Below are 20,235 nucleotides of genomic sequence, written 5' to 3' on the forward strand. Positions count from 1 at the left end.
CTAATTTTTATAAGTTATTAATAGTCCATGAAACATAGTACATAGAACCAATAAATCCAGATCCAAAGGCTGTAAAGTATTCGTTACCACCAATGTTTGTTCCTCCAAGTTTAATTAAAGATTTTAAGTAAGGAATTTTATAGTTTATTTGCGCATCGACAGTATGAAATTCAGGTACTACACCATCTCCAAAAGTTGCTTCCCAAAAATAATCATCACTAAATCTATATGCTATATTGAATCCAAAGTTTTTAAATAACTCGGTGTTTCCAAAAGCGGCTTTGAATTTATGTTCTGGCGTATTGAAATTTGTTTCGAAATCTGGGTTTGCATCTCTATCAAAGTCTTGTTTTGTAAAGGTATAACTTCCGCTTAAATCATAATTTCCAAATACTTTAGTTGAAAGTCCAATAGATGCACCATAAGAGTTTACATCTACATCCGAGTTTGTATATGCGCTATAGGCTTGAAAATCACTATTAGCAATTGCAGCAGCTGCAGAACCATCAGCAACAGAGCCATAATATGGAGCGATAACAACTTCTTGAGAAATAAAATCTTTGTATCTGTTATAATACGTACTAAAATCTACAATAAGTTTATTGAATTTACCTCTATATCCTATTTCAGCAGAAGTTACTTTTTCTGGTTTTACAAGGTTAGGGTTAGCAGTTCTTAAAGCTGTAGGATCTCCAGTTGCAGCAAATGCAGTAACAGAAGAAGAAGAGTAAGAATTGTTATAAGCAGCAGCTCCGGTTTGTGTATATACTGTTCCGTCACTTGCTGTAAAATCTCTTGAGTATCTTTCTAAATTGTCTGGAGCAGAACCAACTAAAATAGCACGACCTGCATCTAAACCAATAAATAAATCTTGTGTTGTAGGGTTTCTAAAACCAGTTTGAATAGAACCTCTAATATTATGATTTTGGTTTAAGGTTAAACCTAAAGATAATCTAGGAGAAATAAACCCGTCAAAAAATTCAGATTTATCATAACGAGCAGATGCAGTTATTTTCAATTCCATATCCTCATTTAATTCTACATCTTTTTGAATTTGTGTATAAACACCAAATTCGCTGTAATCTATTTGTCCATCATAATCGGTATAGATAGAGCCAAAAGAGTTTAAGGCATATTGTCTAAAAGAACCACCAACTTGTATATCTGCGAAATCTATTAAGTGGCTAAAGTTATAGTTACCATCTGCATGATAATATTTAGATGCATCTTGAAATTTAGATCCAGAAGCTAAATCAGGATCATTTATAACTCTATTAAAAGCATTTTTAAATTCTGTAGAACCTGGTTCGTATCTACCGTTTTCAGCAGCAGCTCTTGCGGCAGCATGCGCAGTTTCGTCATCAGCACCAGAACCTAGTGTTGCAGCTACATAGGTGTTGATGTAGTCACCAAACCACTCAGCATCACTTTTCCAAGCTCTGTTAATGTTAATTCCTGTAAACACCATATCATAAGAATCACCAGCTTTATCAGCAACGACATAACCTCTTACAAAGTAATTATCGTTTTTTAATTCTAATTTATGTTGTTGTTGGAAAAAGTTATCGATGTTGTATCTGTTTGTACCTTGATAGATTGTAGTTCCAGTACCAACTTTACCTACATAAGATACTTCGAAATTACTATCTGTAATAGGTCTATAATATAAACCCCAATCTGCTTTAATACTTTCTGCTTTATGTTCTGTTAAATCACGCTCATTATATCCAGTTCTACTTACAAATACATCTGGCACCAGACCTGTACCTCCTGATAAGTCATTAATGTTTGCAGATACTTCATCTCCATAAACATTAATACCATTATAGTTTTTGTTGGTTGTTCTAGTCCCACCAAATACATCACTATCTACTTCACTAGTAGCAGCCCAGTCTGTACCATGTAGGTAACCAAAGTTTACTTTTGCAGCAAATTTATCACTGAATTTATAAGCCATTCTAACACCTAAATCTGTGTAAGGGTTGTCTCCTGAAGCTTCTTGAGAAGTGATACCTTGTTTAACAAAAGCACTAATACCTTGGTGGTCAAAAGGGCTTTTACTACGCATAAAAAGAATACCATTAAATGCATTTGCACCATATAAAGCAGAAGAAGCTCCTGGTAGCAATTCTACACTTTGAACATCTGTTTCAATCATACCTACAAGGTTACCAATAGGGAAGTTTAACGCAGGAGTAGAATTATCCATTCCATCTACCAATTGCATAAATCTTGTGTTAGCAAATGTGGCAAACCCTCTTGTGTTTACTGATTTAAATGTTAAACTGTTAGTATTCACATCGACACCTTTTAAGTTTTCTAGACCACCATAAAAATCTGCCGAAGCTGTATTTTTAATTTCTTTTAAACCGAAACGTTCTACTGTTACAGGAGACTCGAAAATACGTTCTGGAGTTCTAGAAGCTGAGATTACTACTTCGTCTAAGGAAGTACCTTCAGCTAAAATAAAATTAAGTGTTTGGTTGTTTGCAGTTACTTCTTGCGATTGAGGCTCAAAACCAATACTACTAGCTTGTAGTGTAAAAGGAGGGTTTTGATTTACTGTTAATGTGAAATTACCATCAAAATCGGTAACAGTACCAACAGAGGCACCTACAACAATAATGTTTGCACTTGGGACAGGTAGGTTATTGTCATCAACTACTGTACCTGTTATTGTTGTTTGTGCAAATGTTGATGCACAAAAAAACAACAATAAAGTTGAAAGAATTGTTCTCATTTTTTAGTTTTAGTTAAATTATTTGAGCCAATATAATTAAATATTATGAAAACTTTAAGAAGTTTTTTGAAAATTATGCGCGCATAATATTATTTTCTCAATTCTTGTGACTAAATTTTAATAAATTCACAAAAATAAGGGGTCAAAATATGGTATGTGTAAAATGTGGGTTGGTTATTCTACAGTAACAGATTTGGCTAAATTTCTTGGTTGATCTACGTTTTTATCTAACATTACAGCAATATGATAAGAAAGTAATTGAAGTGGAATAGTTGTAAGCAAAGGAGTTAATGACTCTAAAGTTTCAGGTACTTCAATAATATGATCTGCTATGTTTTTTACATTGGTATCTCCTTCAGTTACTATACCTATTATTTTTCCTGCTCTAGATTTAATTTCTTCAATGTTACTTACCACTTTTTCATAATGTCCTTTTTTTGTTGCTATAACAAAAACAGGCATTTGTTCATCAATTAGTGCAATTGGGCCATGTTTCATTTCTGCTGCAGGATATCCTTCGGCATGTATGTAAGAAATTTCTTTTAATTTTAAGGCGCCTTCAAGTGCTACTGGAAAGTTATATCCTCTTCCTAAATATAAACAGTTTTTTGCGTCTTTATATGTGTTTGCTACTGTTTGAATATGTAAGTCTGATTCTAAGGCTTTAGCAACTTTTTCTGGAATAAGCTCTAATTCTTGTAAATGATAATGGTAATTCGAATTAGATATTTTTCCTTTCGCTTTAGCTAATTTTAAAGCGATTAAAGTTAATACTGTAATTTGAGTAGTAAAAGCTTTTGTAGATGCTACACCTATTTCTGGTCCTGCGTGTGTGTAAGCTCCTGCATGTGTTTCTCTAGCTATAGAAGATCCAACAACATTACAAACACCAAAAACAAAAGCCCCGTTTTGTTTTGCAAGTTTAATTGCAGCTAAAGTATCTGCTGTTTCTCCAGATTGAGAAATAGCAATCACTATATCTTTGTCTGTAATTACAGGATTTCTATATCTAAATTCGGAAGCATATTCTACTTCTACTGGAATTCTAGCTAGGTCTTCAAAAATGTATTCTGCTACTAATCCTGCATGCCAAGAGGTACCACAAGCTACAATAGTTATTTTATCGGCATTAATAAATTTTTCAATATTGTCATCAATACCAGCCATTTTGATTATGCCTTCATTAGCTAGAAGACGACCTCTGTATGTATCTCTTATCGCATCTGGTTGTTCATGAATTTCTTTAAGCATAAAGTGTTCATAGCCTCCTTTTTCAATTTGTTCTAAATTCATTTGAAGCTCTTGAACGTAAGGTGCTACTATAGAATCGTCTTTAATTTTTCTAATTTTAACATCTTTTTTTATTCTAATAATAGCCATTTCTTCATCTTCTAAATAAATGGCATTTTTAGTGTATTCTAAAAAAGGAGATGCATCACTAGCTATAAAAAATTCACCTTCACCAACTCCAATAGCTAAGGGGCTTCCTAAACGAGCTATAACTATTTCATCGGGTTTATTTCTATCAAAAACAGCAATTGCATAAGCTCCTACTACTTGGTTTAATGCTATTTGTACTGCTTTACCTAGTTTTACTTTTTGTTTTAGTTTTACGTCTTCTATTAGATTTATTAAAACTTCTGTATCTGTATCTGATTTGAAGGTATAGCCTCTTTTAGTAAGTTCTGTTTTAAGGGCAGCATAGTTTTCAATAATACCATTATGTATAATTACTAAGTCTCCAGAGTTGGAGTAGTGCGGGTGAGAGTTAACATCGTTTGGCACTCCATGAGTAGCCCAACGAGTGTGGCCAATACCTACTTTACCATTAGTAGAAATTTCTTTTTCTAACCTTTTTTGTAAATCGGCTACTTTGCCTTTCGTTTTAGATGATTTAAGATTTTCGCCATCAAAAAGTGCTATTCCAGCACTATCATATCCTCTATACTCTAGACGCTTAAGCCCTTCTAATATGATTGGATATGCTTCTCTATGACCTATGTAACCTACGATACCACACATAAATATTTAGTTTTTTGGTTCTGTATAAAATATTTCTAATTGTACTCTTTTTTCTAATGGTACATTTTCATTACCACCATGTAAAACTGTTCCTTTTGGAGACATTACTGTTCCAGATGTTATAATGTCTTCACTATCGGAAGTAGTGAATTGAAAAACCTCATTTATATTTGTAGTTACCATTAATCCTAATTGTAGATTCGTGGAGTCTCTTAAAAGGATATTATTTAAGTGTTCTGTTAAACGGATCTTATATTTTCCATTATCTTCACTTTCTTTATCTAAAGGAGTAGAATGGAATGTTTTAGATTCTTCAGGGGTAGTTGTATTTGTAATGTCTAAAAAATAATCCACAATAGGAACATTATTTTTTAAGTCGTATATAATAACTCTACTAGGTTTTTGCATTTCACTTAGGCTAGCTGTAGCAGTTTCGTCTACGTAAAATACTAAATTAGCTTCATTAATAAGTCTTTGGTCTTTATAGGTATCTATAAAATCATCATATGCATCTGAAAAACCATCATTGTCAGAGTCTGGTCCGCCAAACAAGTCGATAACAGCCATTGCTCCTTCTCCTCCTTTTAGATATAAACTCTCGTCACCATCTACTAGATTTGCTCCTTCGGCAGCTGTAGTAATTGTATTATCTGGATCATCACTTTCTAAAATATTCAAGATATTTCCTGATAAGTTTATTTGAAGTGTTTCCTCTTCTTTAACAATGTTACCATCATCGTCTGTAACAACGACACTATTTACTACTTGGTGTTTTGTATAATTAAGTTCTATCATCGCGTTACTAAAATCAAGTAATAGTAAGCTACCTTTATCATTAACAGCTTCTGCTTTAATGTATAGTCCTCTAAAATAGTTTTGGAAGTTGTTTTCATTACTTAACTCAGCCATGTCTTGTTTTTCGAAAAACAAGTTTTCCCAATAACCTTCTGGCATGTCTAGCTCTTGTCTAAATCTAGGAGTTAATGTTTCTTCATCATCTGTGTCTTCATTTATTATTATTTCTTCGATACTTGGATAGAAGTGAGGTTTTTCTAACGACCCGTCTGTTTCATACAAAGTTTCTACAATATAATTGTCAAAGTTTATAGTACTATTCGCATTAGAATAATATTTTTGAAACTCCTCTATATTATCTGGGTCAAAATCCCTTAAAAAATATCCGTTTCTATTAATTGTAAGTTTTATTGGAGCATCTTCACTGCCGTATAAAGAATCTTTTTCAGTCATAGAATACGTAGAAACACCATCAACGGTTTCTTCTAGGGTAGAAAAATAAGGTATGGATAAAATAACAGAAACAAGTTCTGGTGAGGTTCCAAAATCTGGGTCATACGAATTTAATGTAACTTGAGAGACCACACTTGCTGTTGTTTTACCATATATGTCATCTTTATAAACACCTAGTAAATTAGCGGATAAACCGTTAGTTTGTACAGGGTTTATCTTTTTATTATAGGTTAGAACAAATTGATAAGCGGAGTCCGTATTAAAGTTTTGGGATCCTTCAATATCACTTTCTAAGGATGTAAAATCTTTATCACAAGCTACAAAAGCCAATGCGATTAGTGCGAATAGACCTATTAATTTAAGGGCTTTAATTTTATTTTTCATAGTAATGGATGCTGTTAGCTTAAAACTTCTGTGTTGTAAAAATTGGTGTAAGCTTCGCTAAACTCATCTTTGTTTTTATATGCTAATACTGGTTTTTTAGATGCTTCTAAATGGGTTTCAATATCTTTAGGTAGTTCTTCAGATCCAACGATTAATGCATCCGAATAATCAATAGCTACTTTCATTAAGTTTACAAAACTTGGTTTTTTAAGTGTTTCAATTGCATTACCTTCTACGTTATCAAATTTCACTTTGTTAGACATGTCTTTGTTTAACGTTCCTTCAAAGCTTTGATTGTATATCGATGTAACTATTTTACTTTCGTTAAATAAAGGTTCGTCTTTATAGTATTCTTTAAGATACAAAGGCAGTAAAGAGGCTAGCCAACCATGTACATGAATAATGTCTGGCGACCAGTTTAATTTTTTTACTGTTTCTATTACCCCTTTTGCAAAGAAAATTGCTCGTTCATCATTGTCTGGAAACAATTTTCCATCTTCGTCTGTTAATGTCGCTTTACGTTTAAAATATTCGTCATTATCTATAAAGTAAACCTGAATACGCTCTTTAGGTATAGAGGCAACTTTAATAATTAGTGGCATATCTAAATCATTAATAACTAAGTTGATTCCCGAAAGTCTAATTACTTCGTGTAACTGATGTCTTCTTTCATTAATGTTTCCATATCTGGGCATGAATATTCTAATCTGACCACCTTGTTGGTTTACCATTCGAGGTGTTTCAAACGACATTGAAGAAATTTCGGTTTCTGGTAAATAAGGTACTACCTCAGATGATACATACAATATCCTCTTATCTTTCATATAGCTATTTTTAATGTTTTTTGTATAATATGTGATTAGTAACAGACTTTTTATAGTTATATAAATAGTCTTATGCTGTAATATATACTTGTTTTTTTGAAAAATTTCAAAATAAAAAACACGCAAAAGTACAAAATTTTATGCACTTTGCCAGTAAAAATATTAAGTTTGCACACGTTAATTTTTTATTAAAAGTGAAGATTTTTTCAGAAATAAAACAAATTCAAAATTTTATTACCCAAATAAAGCTTAAAAATCAAACTATTGGTTTTGTGCCAACTATGGGAGCATTACACCAAGGACATTTATCTTTAGTGGCTCAAGCATTAAGTGAAAATGATGTAGCGGTAGTTAGTATTTTTGTTAATCCTACGCAGTTTGATAATGCAGAAGATTTAAAAAAATACCCAAGAACTTTAGAGGCAGATGCAGAATTATTACAAACCTTGTCTAAAGATATTATCGTTTATGCACCTTCTGTAGATGCTATTTATCAAAATAAAGTGGTAGCACAACATTTTAGTTTTGATGGTTTAGAGCACGAAATGGAAGGTAAGTTTAGAGATGGGCATTTCGATGGTGTTGGTACCATTGTAAAGCGATTGTTTGAAATAGTAACTCCAAATAATGCTTATTTTGGTGAAAAAGATTTTCAGCAACTAGCAATTATAAAAAAGCTTGTAGAAAAGTATTCTATTCCTGTTAAAATTACGGGATGTAAGATACATCGAGAAGCAAGTGGTTTGGCCATGAGTTCTAGAAACACAAGACTAAAGCCAGAATATAAAAAAGTGGCACCTTTTATTTATAAAACATTACAATCTGCCAAAATAAAGTTTGGCACAAAAAGTGCTAATAAAGTTACAGAATGGGTTTCTAAAGAGTTTGCTAAACAGCAGTTATTAGAGTTAGAGTATTTTATAATAGCAGATGTGAAAACCCTGAAAACAGTAAAAAGAAAATCAAACAAAAAAAACTATAGAGCGTTTATTGCAGTCTATGCAGACGATATAAGATTAATAGACAATATCGCACTAAATTAATTATCTTTGCCACATGCAAATACAAGTAGTAAAATCTAAAATTCACAGAGTAAAAGTTACAGGAGCAGACCTAAATTATATTGGTAGTATTACTATTGATGAAGATTTAATGGATGCAGCAAACATTGTTCAAGGCGAAAAAGTTCAAATTGTAAATAATAATAATGGAGCTCGTTTAGAAACTTATGCTATTCCTGGACCAAGAAATTCTGGCGAAATCACATTAAATGGTGCTGCCGCTAGATTAGTGTCTCCTGGAGATGTACTCATACTAATTACTTATGCTTTTATGAAGTTAAAAAAAGCAAAAACATTTAAACCGTCCTTAGTATTTCCAGATGAAGCAACGAACCTTTTAAAATAAAGGAAACTAACAATAATATTAAAGTAAGCTCTCTATATATAGGGGGCTTTTTTATTGTTTTTCGATCTATTAAACTGAAGAAAATAATTTGTAACTTGCATTTTCAATTCTCAAACACATAAAAAAATGAAGGTATTAACCTACGTCATAGTTTTCTTTTTTACATTTCAATTTGCTAGCGCTCAAGTGCAATATGAAACTTTCGATTCGCAAAAATTGAACGATACTCGCGAAATAAAAATTCAACTACCAAGAGGTTATGATGATAATACAAGCAAAAATTATCCATTAATTGTTGTTTTTGATGGCGATTATATGTTTGAAATAGTTGCAGGAAACGTTGATTATTATTCCTATTGGGAAGATATGCCAGAAGCAATAGTAGTTGGTGTTAATCAAATAGATACCCGTAGAGACGACTCCAATTATTCGGAGCAAAGTTCATTACCATTAGATTCTGGTGCAGATTTTTTTGAATTTGTAGGTATGGAACTTGTTCCTCATATAGAAAAAAACTATAGAACAGAAAACTTTAAAGTAGCAATAGGTCATGGAGAAACAGCTAACTTTATTAATTATTTTATGCTAAAGCCACTGCCGTTATTTCAAGCTTATATTAGTATAAGTCCAGATTTAGCACCAGACATGTCTACCTACATCCCAGAAAGATTAAAAAGTTTTGAAACTAAATTATTTTACTATTTAGCGACATCTACCAATGATGTCAAATCTATTAAAGCCAAAACCGAAACATTAAATACAAGCATAGCAGCAGTAGATAATAAAAATGTGCTTTACAATTTTAATACTTTTGAAGGACCTTCTCATTACGCATTACCAGCGCATGCAATACCAAAAGCATTAGAAAGTATTTTCTTAGTGTTTCAGCCAATAAGTAAAAAAGAATATAAAGAAACCATACTGAAGTTAGAGAGCTCACCAGTAGCATATTTGTTAGATAAATATCAAACTATTGAAGATTTATTCGGAATAAAAAAACAAATATTAGTGAATGACTTTAAAGCAATATCTGCTGCAATTAATAAAAACGAAAAGTATGAATACTACGAAGAATTAGGAAAAATTGCACGTAAGCAGTACCCTGAAACTATGCTAGGGAATTATTATTTAGCACGTTTTTACGAAGAAACAAATGAGCCTAAAAAAGCTATGAAAACGTATCAGTCTGCATTTATGTTAGAAGAAATAGCGGGTCTTACAAAAGATTTTATGCTTGAGAAATCCGACGAGATAAAAGCAGATTTTGGGTATTAAAAATAGGGAGCGTTTTTAGTAATAATAATTTATAAGTAATTAATAAAGTTTCCGTTTTCTAGGAAAGTAAACATGGCTAAAGTAAAAACAACTTTTTTTTGTCAAAATTGCGGATCACAATACGCTAAATGGCAAGGACAATGTACTTCTTGTAAAGAATGGAATACTATTGTAGAAGAAGTAATTCAAAAACCAGAAAAAAACGATTGGAAAACACCTACATCTACTAAAAATCGTATTTCAAAACCTTTAACCATCAATGCAATTGATGCCTCCGAAGATGCACGATTAAATACTTTTGATAATGAGTTTAATCGCGTGCTTGGTGGTGGTATTGTTCCAGGTTCATTAATTTTATTAGGAGGAGAACCAGGAATTGGTAAGAGTACGTTATTACTTCAAATAGCATTAAAACTACCATTTAAAACTTTGTATGTTTCTGGTGAAGAAAGTCAGAAACAAATAAAAATGCGAGCAGAACGTATTCATGCAAACAACGATACTTGTTTTATTCTTACCGAAACAAAAACGCAAAACATCTTTAAGCAAATAGAAGCACTAGAGCCCGATATTGTGGTTGTAGACTCTATTCAAACACTGCATAGTGATTATATAGAATCTTCCTCTGGTAGTATTTCACAAATTAAAGAGTGTACTACAGAGCTTATTAAATTTGCTAAAGAAACAGCAACACCAGTTATCTTAATTGGTCATATTACAAAAGATGGAAATATAGCAGGGCCAAAAATTTTAGAACACATGGTAGATACTGTTTTGCAATTTGAAGGTGACAGAAATCATATCTTTAGAATTTTACGAGCTAATAAAAATCGTTTTGGATCTACCAATGAGATAGGTATTTATGAAATGCAAGGTTCTGGCTTAAAAGAAGTGTCTAACCCAAGTGCTATTTTAATCTCTAAAAAAGACGAAGAATTATCGGGTAATGCGGTAGCTTCTACTATTGAAGGTTTAAGACCGCTAATGATTGAAGTTCAAGCATTAGTAAGTACAGCTGTTTACGGTACGCCACAACGAAGCGCTACAGGGTTTAATGCAAAAAGATTAAATATGCTTTTGGCAGTTTTAGAAAAAAGAGCAGGTTTTCGTCTTGGCGCAAAAGATGTATTCTTAAACATAACAGGAGGTATATCTGTAGATGATCCAGCAATAGATTTAGCTGTTGTTGCTGCAATTTTATCTTCAAATGAAGACGAAGCACTACCAAAAGATTATTGCTTTGCCGCAGAAGTTGGTTTGTCTGGCGAAATTAGGCCTGTGCAACGGGTAGAACAGCGAATTTTAGAAGCAGAAAAATTAGGGTTTTCTACAATATTTGTTTCTAAGTATAACACTATAACACTTAAAAATACATCTATAAAAATTCAATGTATCTCTAAAATTGAAGATTTGGTAGACTTTATTTTATAAAAAAAACATTTTGGTATTGTGTTGATTAATAGCTCTTTGTATTTCATCTGTTTTTTTTGAAAAAAAAAACAGATGACCGATAAAGTAGGGTTTTTCAACGAATATTTGATTGAAAAATGAAGCTTTTACTTCGTGTCTATTTATTTTTGGACTGTTAGATCCCAAATCTATAGACATCATGAAAATAATCACCTACTTAAAGGCACACTTGTGCACTTTAAACAGTTTATCTAAAGTTTATTCTAAAGGCTTATTCTTTTGCGTATTATTTTTTACGCATATATATGTGTTCTCTCAAACGAATGCAACAAGCATAACATCTGGAGTAACTTTTCAATGGAATGATTCTCAAACGACAAAAACAGATCCTGCTACAATTCAGGCAATTGCCGTAAATGGTAATGTGTATTTTCAATTTGGAGTTCCTAATGCTTATGAGTTAACACAAGTTGGACCAAATGGTCATGCTAGTAATGGGATTCGATTAAATGGACCAAAAATAGAAAACACAAGTGCTAGTGCTACTTGGAATTCTTCCGCTTTAGCTGCGTATCAATCTTTAAACTTGAACCATTATTTTGAAAATAATGGTAATGGACAAAATATTTGTGATGATTATACTGCAGAACAAACAACTGTTGCACAAAGACAAACTTTATCTTACGGATCTGGTATAGCAGCAAGTTCAAGTGGTGTAATTGCAATTACAGAACGTAACGCAAATAATTGCTATCATATTGAGTTTTTTGGAATTCCAGTTAATGGCGGGACAGAACAAAGCCTAGGGGAAACATTTGTTAATACAGATGGCGTGACAAGTTACGGGCATGGTGGAACAGGAGGTGTTAATAACTTTGGTACTGTAGGTACTATAAATGCGCCTAGTGCATCTTCAGATTATTGGTTAAGTGATCGTGTTGTTGAAACTGGCGGTACAATTGGTATTGCTTTGTTTTATCTTAATGATATTGCTCCAACAGGTTCTACAATTACTAAAGCTGTTTTAACAGCAGCATCTTCAGATCATGGAGATGGAAAGTTGTTTATTTTAACGCTTCCAGATCACGATAAAGATGGACTTAGTGATGTTGATGATTTGGACGATGAAAACGATGGGATTTTAGATTCTACAGAATCTAACGGTATTGACCCTTCAGCAGATCATGATACCGACGGAATTCCAAATTATCAAGATGCAGATTTTTGTACTTTAAATAGCTTTGGTATTTGTGAAAATCTAGATTTTGATACTGATGGTGTTCCTAATCATTTTGATGCGGATAGTGATAATGATGGGATTTTTGATGTTGTTGAGTCTGAAGGTCTAGATACTAATTATGATGGGAAAGCAGATGGATCTGTTGGATTAGCGCCAAATACTATAGGTGTTCCTAGTTCTGCTGGTTCAGGGAATACACCAATAAACACAGAGTATTCTAATGGTTTTGATTTTTTAGATATTGATGCAGATAATGATGGTATTCCAGATAATATAGAAGCGCAACCTACTGTAGGTTATGTTAGTCCTAGTGGTACTATAGATTCTTTTAATGGAGTCAACTCGGCTTATCCAAATGGTATCATACCAGAAGATACAGATCTAGATGGTGTTCCAGATTATATAGATACCGATTCAGATAATGATGAAATACCGGATGTTGAAGAAAATGGTATGGCTGATGTTGTTCTTAATATGGATGCAGATAATGATGGTTTAGATAATGCTTTTGAAACAACAACAATACTTGATTTAATTTGGGATGTAAATGAAGCAATTGAAGATCCAACAGATTTATCTGTTTTGCCAGATACCGATGGAGATTTAAGTGATGGTGGTGATTTAGATTATAGAGACTTAATAGATGTTCGTATCCCTAAAGCGACATTAGATTTTGATGGTGTAGATGATTATTTAGATACCAATCCATACATTACAAATTGGACCAGTGGTACTATTATGAGTTGGGTAAAAATTGAACATACATCCGATGGAAACCTTCCAAACTTATACAGTATTGCTGGTCAAGAGAACATGAGGTTATATATTACTAATGGTAGAACACCTTCATTTTATGTAATCACTCAAAATCAAGTAACGGCATCTAGTAATTATCCTTCTAACAACATTCAAGTACAACCAGATCCATTACTAAATATTAAATTAGAAAATCACTTATGGTATCATTTAGCAGGTGTTTTTAACTCAGCAGATCAAACGGTAAAATTATACTTAAACGGAAAATTAGTTGGAGAAACCTCTGACCCAAATTTAAATTCTGAATTATTAACCCAAAACTATAACGGCACACCTCATATTTACTCCCAAAGAGAATTTACTATTGGAAGATATCCAACAAACACAAGTACAGCTGGTTTTGGTCACTTTCATGGAGATATTGATGAAGTAAGAGTTTTTGATGCCGCTTTAACGGATGAACAAATTCAACAAATGGTTTATCAAGAAATTGAAAATAACGGAGGTGTTTTAAGAGGTACTATTATTCCTAAAGACATTGAAGATTTAAATACGTCTCAAAAAGTTTCTTGGAGTAATTTAAAAGGGTACTACCCAATGACAAATATTGTAAATAGTACTACTTCAGATTTTTCTTCAAATTCTAATGATTTAAAACTTCATAATATTAATACTATTCAAGAGCAAACAGCACCAATGCCTTATGTTTCTTCAAGCAATGGTGCATGGGGAGATGAAAACACTTGGTTGCATGGTGACGTTTGGGATATTACAGACACAGACAAGAATAAAGATTGGAGTGTTGTTGAAGTAAAACACAACATTACCGCAGCACATGAAGCAAAAAGTTTAGGTTTATTTATTGATGCAAATAAAACGTTAACAATGAATGGTGACAACCTAGTTTCTAATAGTTGGTATTTAGAATTAAATGGTACACTAGATTTACAAGCCGATTCACAATTAGTTCAAGGGATGTATAGCGATTTGGTAACCTCAGCAAATGGAAAAATATTAAGACGTCAAGAAGGAGCATCTAGTTTTTATTGGTATAATTACTGGAGTTCTCCAGTAGGAAGTACTAATTCCACAGTATTTACAAATAACAATACAACATCAAACAACACCAATAATACATCGTTTCAATTAAACATGCTAAAAGAAGGAAACGGAGATTTAGTAAGGTTTACTAGTGCTAACCATCAAATGAATAGGTTGAGTACTCGGTGGATGTACACTTATGAGAATGGCGTAACCTATTATGATTGGGGTACAGTAACGCCAAGCACAGAAATAAATCCAGGAATTGGTTATATTCATAAAGGAACAGGAGCAGCGCAACAATATATTTTTGAAGGGAAGCCAAATAATGGAACCATAACGCATAGTGTTTCCGACGCAGGAGGATCTGGGTCTGTACCAGGGGTTTCAAAAACAGAATACCTATTAGGAAATCCATATGCATCCGCATTAGATATTCATAAATTCTTAGACGATAATGCATCCGTATTAGGAGGAAGTATTCAACTGTGGCAACAATGGTCAGGTACCTCACATACCACAACCGAGTATGAAGGTGGTTATGCACAAGTAAACAAAACAGGAAGTGTACGCGCTTACCAGTTTGTGGGAGGCTTAGGCGCAAATAATGGTTCACAAGATGGAACAAAAATGCCAACACAATACCTACCAGTAGGACAAAGTTTTATAGCAGAAATAAAAAACACAGGTTCTGTAGTATTTAAAAATAGCCAACGTGTTTTTGTAAAAGAAGCAGATGCAGATGGATCAGAAACTAATGGTTCTGTATTTTTTAGAACATCAGCTTCCAATAACGAGAGAGAAGAACATGTGCTTCAAAAATTACGATTAGAATTTCAAGCATTAGATGGACAAGCAACAAGAAGAGAATTGTTATTAGGATTTAGTACATTCACAACAGATGGCTATGATTATGGATACGAAGCCATCAATACAGATGATAATCATGATGATTTAAACCTAATGTTAGATGGAGAGTATATGACGATTCAATCTTATGCAGCAATTACCAATGAAAAAGTAGTGCCACTAGCATTAAAAACTACAGGGAATAATAGTTATACCATACAATTAACACAAATAGAAAACCTAGACGAAGATCAAGAGGTGTACTTAAAAGATAATCTTACAGGAACCTATTTTGATTTACGTCAAGAATTAGCATATACATTTACATCAGAAGCAGGTGTGTTTAATGAAAGATTTGAGATTGTATTTCAACAAGAAGAAAGATTAAGTATAGAAGAAGTAACAGCACTAAATAATACAGTGATCTATTATAACAATACAACCGGATTATTATATGCAAAAGGATTACAAAATACAGCAAGCAATGTTAGTTTAACAAATATGTTAGGACAAAACGTTTATAGAAAAACAAACGTATCTAACCAAAGCTTAGAAAACGGAATGTCAATAAACAAATTAGCAACCGGAATATATATAGTAAGTATTAAAACAAAAGAAAATAAAGCTATTGATAAAAAGATAGTTATTGAGTAATACGAATTTAATTTTCAAATTAAAAGCTTCATTATCAATAAAATGAAGCTTTTTTTGTTCTATTAAAAATATTCATTTTCTGTTTTTAAGTGGTTTAATTGTAATGATTTAATTGTAAATCAACCGTTTGTAGGTTATTTCTACAGATCAACGATTAAATTTATTTAGTAGAAACTAAAAGATCAAATTTGACTCCTGTTACAATAATTTTGCTACTAGTTTAAAACTATTTAGCATGTGTTGATTAGCAATCTTCCCTCAAGATTTTAATATTTAAAATTAAATAGTCCCAAACTATTACAAACTATAAACCCAAATTAAATACTTGGCATATAAATTGATTTTATGCTGTTGTATTTAAAATGAAACCTACAAGTTATGATTAAACAATTACAATTCTGCGTGCTTTTTTTAAGCCTTTTTGCGTTTAGTTTCCTTTCATATTCTCAAAACATAAAAGATATCGATAATGATGGTGTCTTAAACAGTATCGATGTTGATGATGATAATGATGGTATTCTAGATATCATTGAGTGTCCTGCAGTTTCTGGAGCAGCTTCGCCAAAATCAGACGCAATAACCTGGTCTAAAAACGAATATGATATGTTCGTTATAGGGAATAATACGAATGGTTTAGGTTACCAAGAATCTGGTTTTCAACAAGAGGTTTATGATAAAGGACAAGCGTTAACGGTGTTAAACGGTTTAAATGAATATTCTTTTCCTTTAACTTCTTCTACACCTGGTTCTGGGGGAACTAGTGTTGGTACTTTTGCTAACGGTGTATTGTCTTTTGAAGATAATTACGCACACAGATCTTGGGATATTGATCAATTTAGAACAACTACATCGGGAGGTTTTGTTTCTGGTAATGTAGGAACAGGAGTTTATATTTATCCTGAAGTTGGAAATCAAACAGGAGATTATTATACCGTAAACATAAATTTCTCAGAACCCGTAGCTTCTTTTAGTTTTGATATGGTAGATATTTATGACACGAATTCCGATTCTGCTACAGTTAATTATGAAGTATATGCCGACGATGAGTTAGTTGCTTATTTTAGTGATACTTATTTTGGAAATGATGCAACTGGAAATATAGATATTTTTGATGCAGATGGTGTTTTAAAAGGATCTTTAAGAGCAGGGCAGAATATTGAGAATACAATAGGATTTGTAACAGAAAACTTAGTAAGTAAAGTTTCGGTAAGACATATTGTTATTGCAGGTGGTTTAGCAACGTCTACTCATGATCCTCATGGATTTGACACCTTTGCTTATAGTTTTTTATGTGGTAGTCAAATAGATTTAGACGATGATAATGATGGTATTCCAGATAATATTGAAGCGCAAACAACTATTGGTTATATCGCACCAAGCGGGACAGTAAATACTACTGGGGCATATCCTGGTTTATGGAATAATTACGGGACAGGTATAATTCCAGTTAATACAGATGGTACAGATTTACCTGATTATTTAGATTTAGATTCAGACAATGATGGTATTCCAGATATTCAAGAAAATGGTATGGCAAATACTATATCAAACAATGATACAGATACTGATGGTTTAGATAATACATTTGAAGGTAGTAATACAAATGACTACTATGATGTTAACGATGAAATAAATGAACCTACAGACTTATCTGTTTTACCGGATACCGATGGCGATTTATTTAATGGTGGTGATTTAGATTATAGAGATAATGTAGATGTTTATTTAGAAAATGCTACTTTAGATTTTGATGGAGTAGATGATTATTTAGATACAAACCCTTTTATTACTAATTGGACAAATGGTACAATAATGAGCTGGGTTAAAATCGAATACAATTCAGAGGGTAGTCTTCCAAATCTATATAGTATTGCTGGACAAGAAAACATGAGATTGTACATAACTAGAGGTAGAACACCATCCTTTTATGTTTTAACTCAAGACCAAATTACAGCTTCTAGTAATTATCCTTCAAATAATATTCAAGTACAACCAGATCCATTATTAGATGTTAAACTAGAAAATCATTTATGGTACCATATAGCTGGTGTGTTTAATTCTGAAGATAAAACAGTTAAATTATATTTAAATGGAGAATTAGTAGGTACAACAACAGATACAAAATTAGACTCCGAATTATTAACAGAAAATTATAATGGTACTCCACATATTTATTCTCAAAGAGAATTTACTATTGGAAGATATCCTACAAACACAAGTGTCGCTGGTTTTGGGCATTTTAATGGAGATATTGATGAAGTAAGAATTTTTGATGCTGCATTATCAGACGAGCAAATCCAACAAATGGTATATCAGGAAATTAAAAATAACTCAGGAGTTTTAAGAGGTACTATCATACCAAAAGATATCGAAGATTTAAATACCTCATCAAAAGTATCTTGGAATAATTTAAAAGGATATTACCCAATGTCTAATATTAATAATAGCGCAACTTCAGATTATTCATCAAATGAAAATAATCTGAAGCTTCATAATATAACTTCTCTTCAGGAGCAAACAGCACCTATGCCTTATGTTTCTAATGCTAATGGAGCTTGGACAGAAGAAAGTACATGGTTACATGGAGATGTTTGGGATATAGAAGATGTTGCAAGTAATAAAGATTGGAGTATTGTTCATGTTAAAAATAATGTAAACGCAACGCATGAATTAAAGAATATTGGATTGTTTGTAGATGCCAATAAAACTTTAGAAATAAAAAATAATAACCAAGTAGCGAATAGTTGGTATTTAGAGCTAGACGGAATTATTGATTTACAAAATGATTCGCAATTAATACAAACAGAAAATAGTGATTTAGTAACTTCTTCCGAAGGAAAAATATTAAGACGACAAGAAGGTGCATCAAGCTATTACTGGTATAACTATTGGAGTTCTCCAGTAGGTGTAACGGGTGTTTCGGCCTTTATAGATAATAATTCTGAACATAATGGTAATAATACAGCCTTTAGTCTTAGTATGTTAAAAGATAGTGATGGGGATAATATGACTTTTACAAGTGCAAACCATCAAATAAACAAATTAAGTACTAGATGGATGTATACTTACGAAAATGGTGTGACTTATTATGATTGGGGAACCGTAACACCAAGTACAAATATTAACCCGGGTGTTGGTTATATTCATAAAGGAACAGGTGTAGAGCAACAATATATTTTTGAAGGTAAACCAAACAATGGAACTATAAAAATAAGCGTAGCTGATGCTGGAGGATCTGGGTCTGTACCTGCAGTATCTAAAACGGAATATCTTCTAGGTAACCCTTATGCATCAGCAATAGATATACATAAGTTTTTAGATGATAATGAAGCTGTTTTAGATGGTAGTATTCAACTATGGCAACAGTGGTCAGGAATTTCACATGTTACAACAGAATACGAAGGTGGTTATGCACAAGTAAATAAAACGGGAGCAGTAAGAGCATATCAATTTGTTGGTGCAGAAGGCTTAAATAATGGATCACAAGATGGTACTAAAACGCCAACAAAATATGTACCAGTAGGACAGAGTTTTATGGCAGAAATAAAAAACACAGGATCCGTAGAGTTTAATAATGGACAGCGTGTTTTTATTAAAGAAGCAGATGCAGATGGATCTTTAAATAACGGTTCTGTGTTTTTTAGAGAAACCAATGAAACGAATAGTGCAGATGTAATTTCTTATGGGCCAACCATGCGAAAACTAAGATTAGAATTTAAAGCATTAGACGGTCAGGCTACAAGAAGAGAATTGTTATTAGGATTTAGTAATATCACTACAGATGCTTACGATTATGGATACGAAGCAAGAAATACAGATAGTAATCATGACGATTTAAATCTGTTATTAGATGGTGAATATATGACTATACAATCTTATGCTGAAATAACAGCGGATAAAGTAGTGCCATTAGCATTAAAAACATCTGGAAATAATAGTTATAGTATTAAGTTAACTGCATTAGATAATATAGAAGAAAGTCAAGAAATTTACTTAAAAGATAATCTTACAGATATATATTTTAATTTACGCCAAGATGTTGCATATACTTTCACATCAGAAGCTGGACAATTCAATGAAAGATTCGAAATAGTTTTTGAAGAAAATCAAAGATTAAGTACAGAAGAAGTGATAGCAAATAACAATACCGTAATTTATTATAATAACAACAGTGACTTATTATATGTAAAAGGATTAAATGCAGAAGTAAGCAACCTAAGTTTAATGAATATGTTAGGTCAAACAGTTTATAAAAAAACAAACCTATCTAACAATGTGCTAGAAAATGGAATGCCAATTAGTCAATTAGCAACTGGAATTTATGTTGTAAGTATTAAAACGAAGGATAATCAAATCTTAGATAAAAAGATAATTATCGAATAATT

General features: G+C 32.3%; 10 protein-coding genes. 6 read left to right on the plus strand and 4 right to left on the minus strand.

The window, feature by feature from the left end:
* Positions 1-7: 7 nt before the first annotated feature.
* From ACVC3Y_RS15075 to ACVC3Y_RS15090, 4 genes are all read right to left on the minus strand, one after another.
* Positions 8-2,740 (minus strand): TonB-dependent receptor, encoded by a 2,733-nt coding sequence (locus ACVC3Y_RS15075; protein ID WP_303421072.1) that lies wholly within the window; start codon positions 2,738-2,740, stop codon positions 8-10.
* A 174-nt stretch (positions 2,741-2,914) separates the two neighbouring features.
* Positions 2,915-4,762: a glutamine--fructose-6-phosphate transaminase (isomerizing) gene (glmS, locus tag ACVC3Y_RS15080; protein WP_303421070.1), complete on the minus strand. Its 1,848-nt coding sequence runs from the start codon at positions 4,760-4,762 to the stop codon at positions 2,915-2,917.
* Positions 4,763-4,768: 6 nt separating this feature from the next.
* Positions 4,769-6,394, minus strand: a complete 1,626-nt coding sequence (locus ACVC3Y_RS15085) for a DUF4270 domain-containing protein (protein ID WP_452227340.1) — start codon at positions 6,392-6,394, stop codon at positions 4,769-4,771.
* A 14-nt stretch (positions 6,395-6,408) separates the two neighbouring features.
* On the minus strand, positions 6,409-7,218 hold the full coding sequence (locus tag ACVC3Y_RS15090; RefSeq protein WP_303421066.1) for a glycogen/starch synthase: 810 nt from the start codon (positions 7,216-7,218) through the stop codon (positions 6,409-6,411).
* Between the two features lie 194 nt (positions 7,219-7,412).
* On the opposite strand from ACVC3Y_RS15090, the gene panC reads away from it, so the two are divergent.
* From panC to ACVC3Y_RS15120, 6 genes are all read left to right on the plus strand, one after another.
* On the plus strand, positions 7,413-8,261 hold the full coding sequence (panC, locus tag ACVC3Y_RS15095; RefSeq protein ID WP_452227341.1) for a pantoate--beta-alanine ligase: 849 nt from the start codon (positions 7,413-7,415) through the stop codon (positions 8,259-8,261).
* A gap of 13 nt (positions 8,262-8,274) precedes the next feature.
* Positions 8,275-8,625 carry an aspartate 1-decarboxylase gene (gene panD, locus ACVC3Y_RS15100; protein ID WP_303421062.1) on the plus strand — a complete coding sequence of 117 codons (351 nt, stop codon included), beginning with the start codon at positions 8,275-8,277 and terminating at the stop codon, positions 8,623-8,625.
* Positions 8,626-8,751: 126 nt separating this feature from the next.
* Complete coding sequence (locus ACVC3Y_RS15105) at positions 8,752-9,900, plus strand: alpha/beta hydrolase (RefSeq protein ID WP_452227342.1); 1,149 nt, start codon at positions 8,752-8,754, stop codon at positions 9,898-9,900.
* A 72-nt stretch (positions 9,901-9,972) separates the two neighbouring features.
* A complete protein-coding gene (gene radA / locus ACVC3Y_RS15110) occupies positions 9,973-11,331 on the plus strand; it encodes a DNA repair protein RadA (RefSeq protein WP_303421058.1) in 1,359 nt (452 codons plus the stop codon).
* Positions 11,332-11,509: 178 nt separating this feature from the next.
* The gene (locus tag ACVC3Y_RS15115; protein ID WP_452227343.1) at positions 11,510-15,850 is read left to right on the plus strand and encodes a LamG-like jellyroll fold domain-containing protein; all 4,341 of its coding nucleotides are present in this window, start codon (positions 11,510-11,512) and stop codon (positions 15,848-15,850) included.
* A gap of 378 nt (positions 15,851-16,228) precedes the next feature.
* Entirely contained in the window at positions 16,229-20,233 is a 4,005-nt protein-coding gene (locus tag ACVC3Y_RS15120; RefSeq protein ID WP_452227344.1) for a LamG-like jellyroll fold domain-containing protein, read from the plus strand.
* Positions 20,234-20,235 lie beyond the last annotated feature (2 nt).

This window comes from Lacinutrix cladophorae (assembly GCF_053604645.1).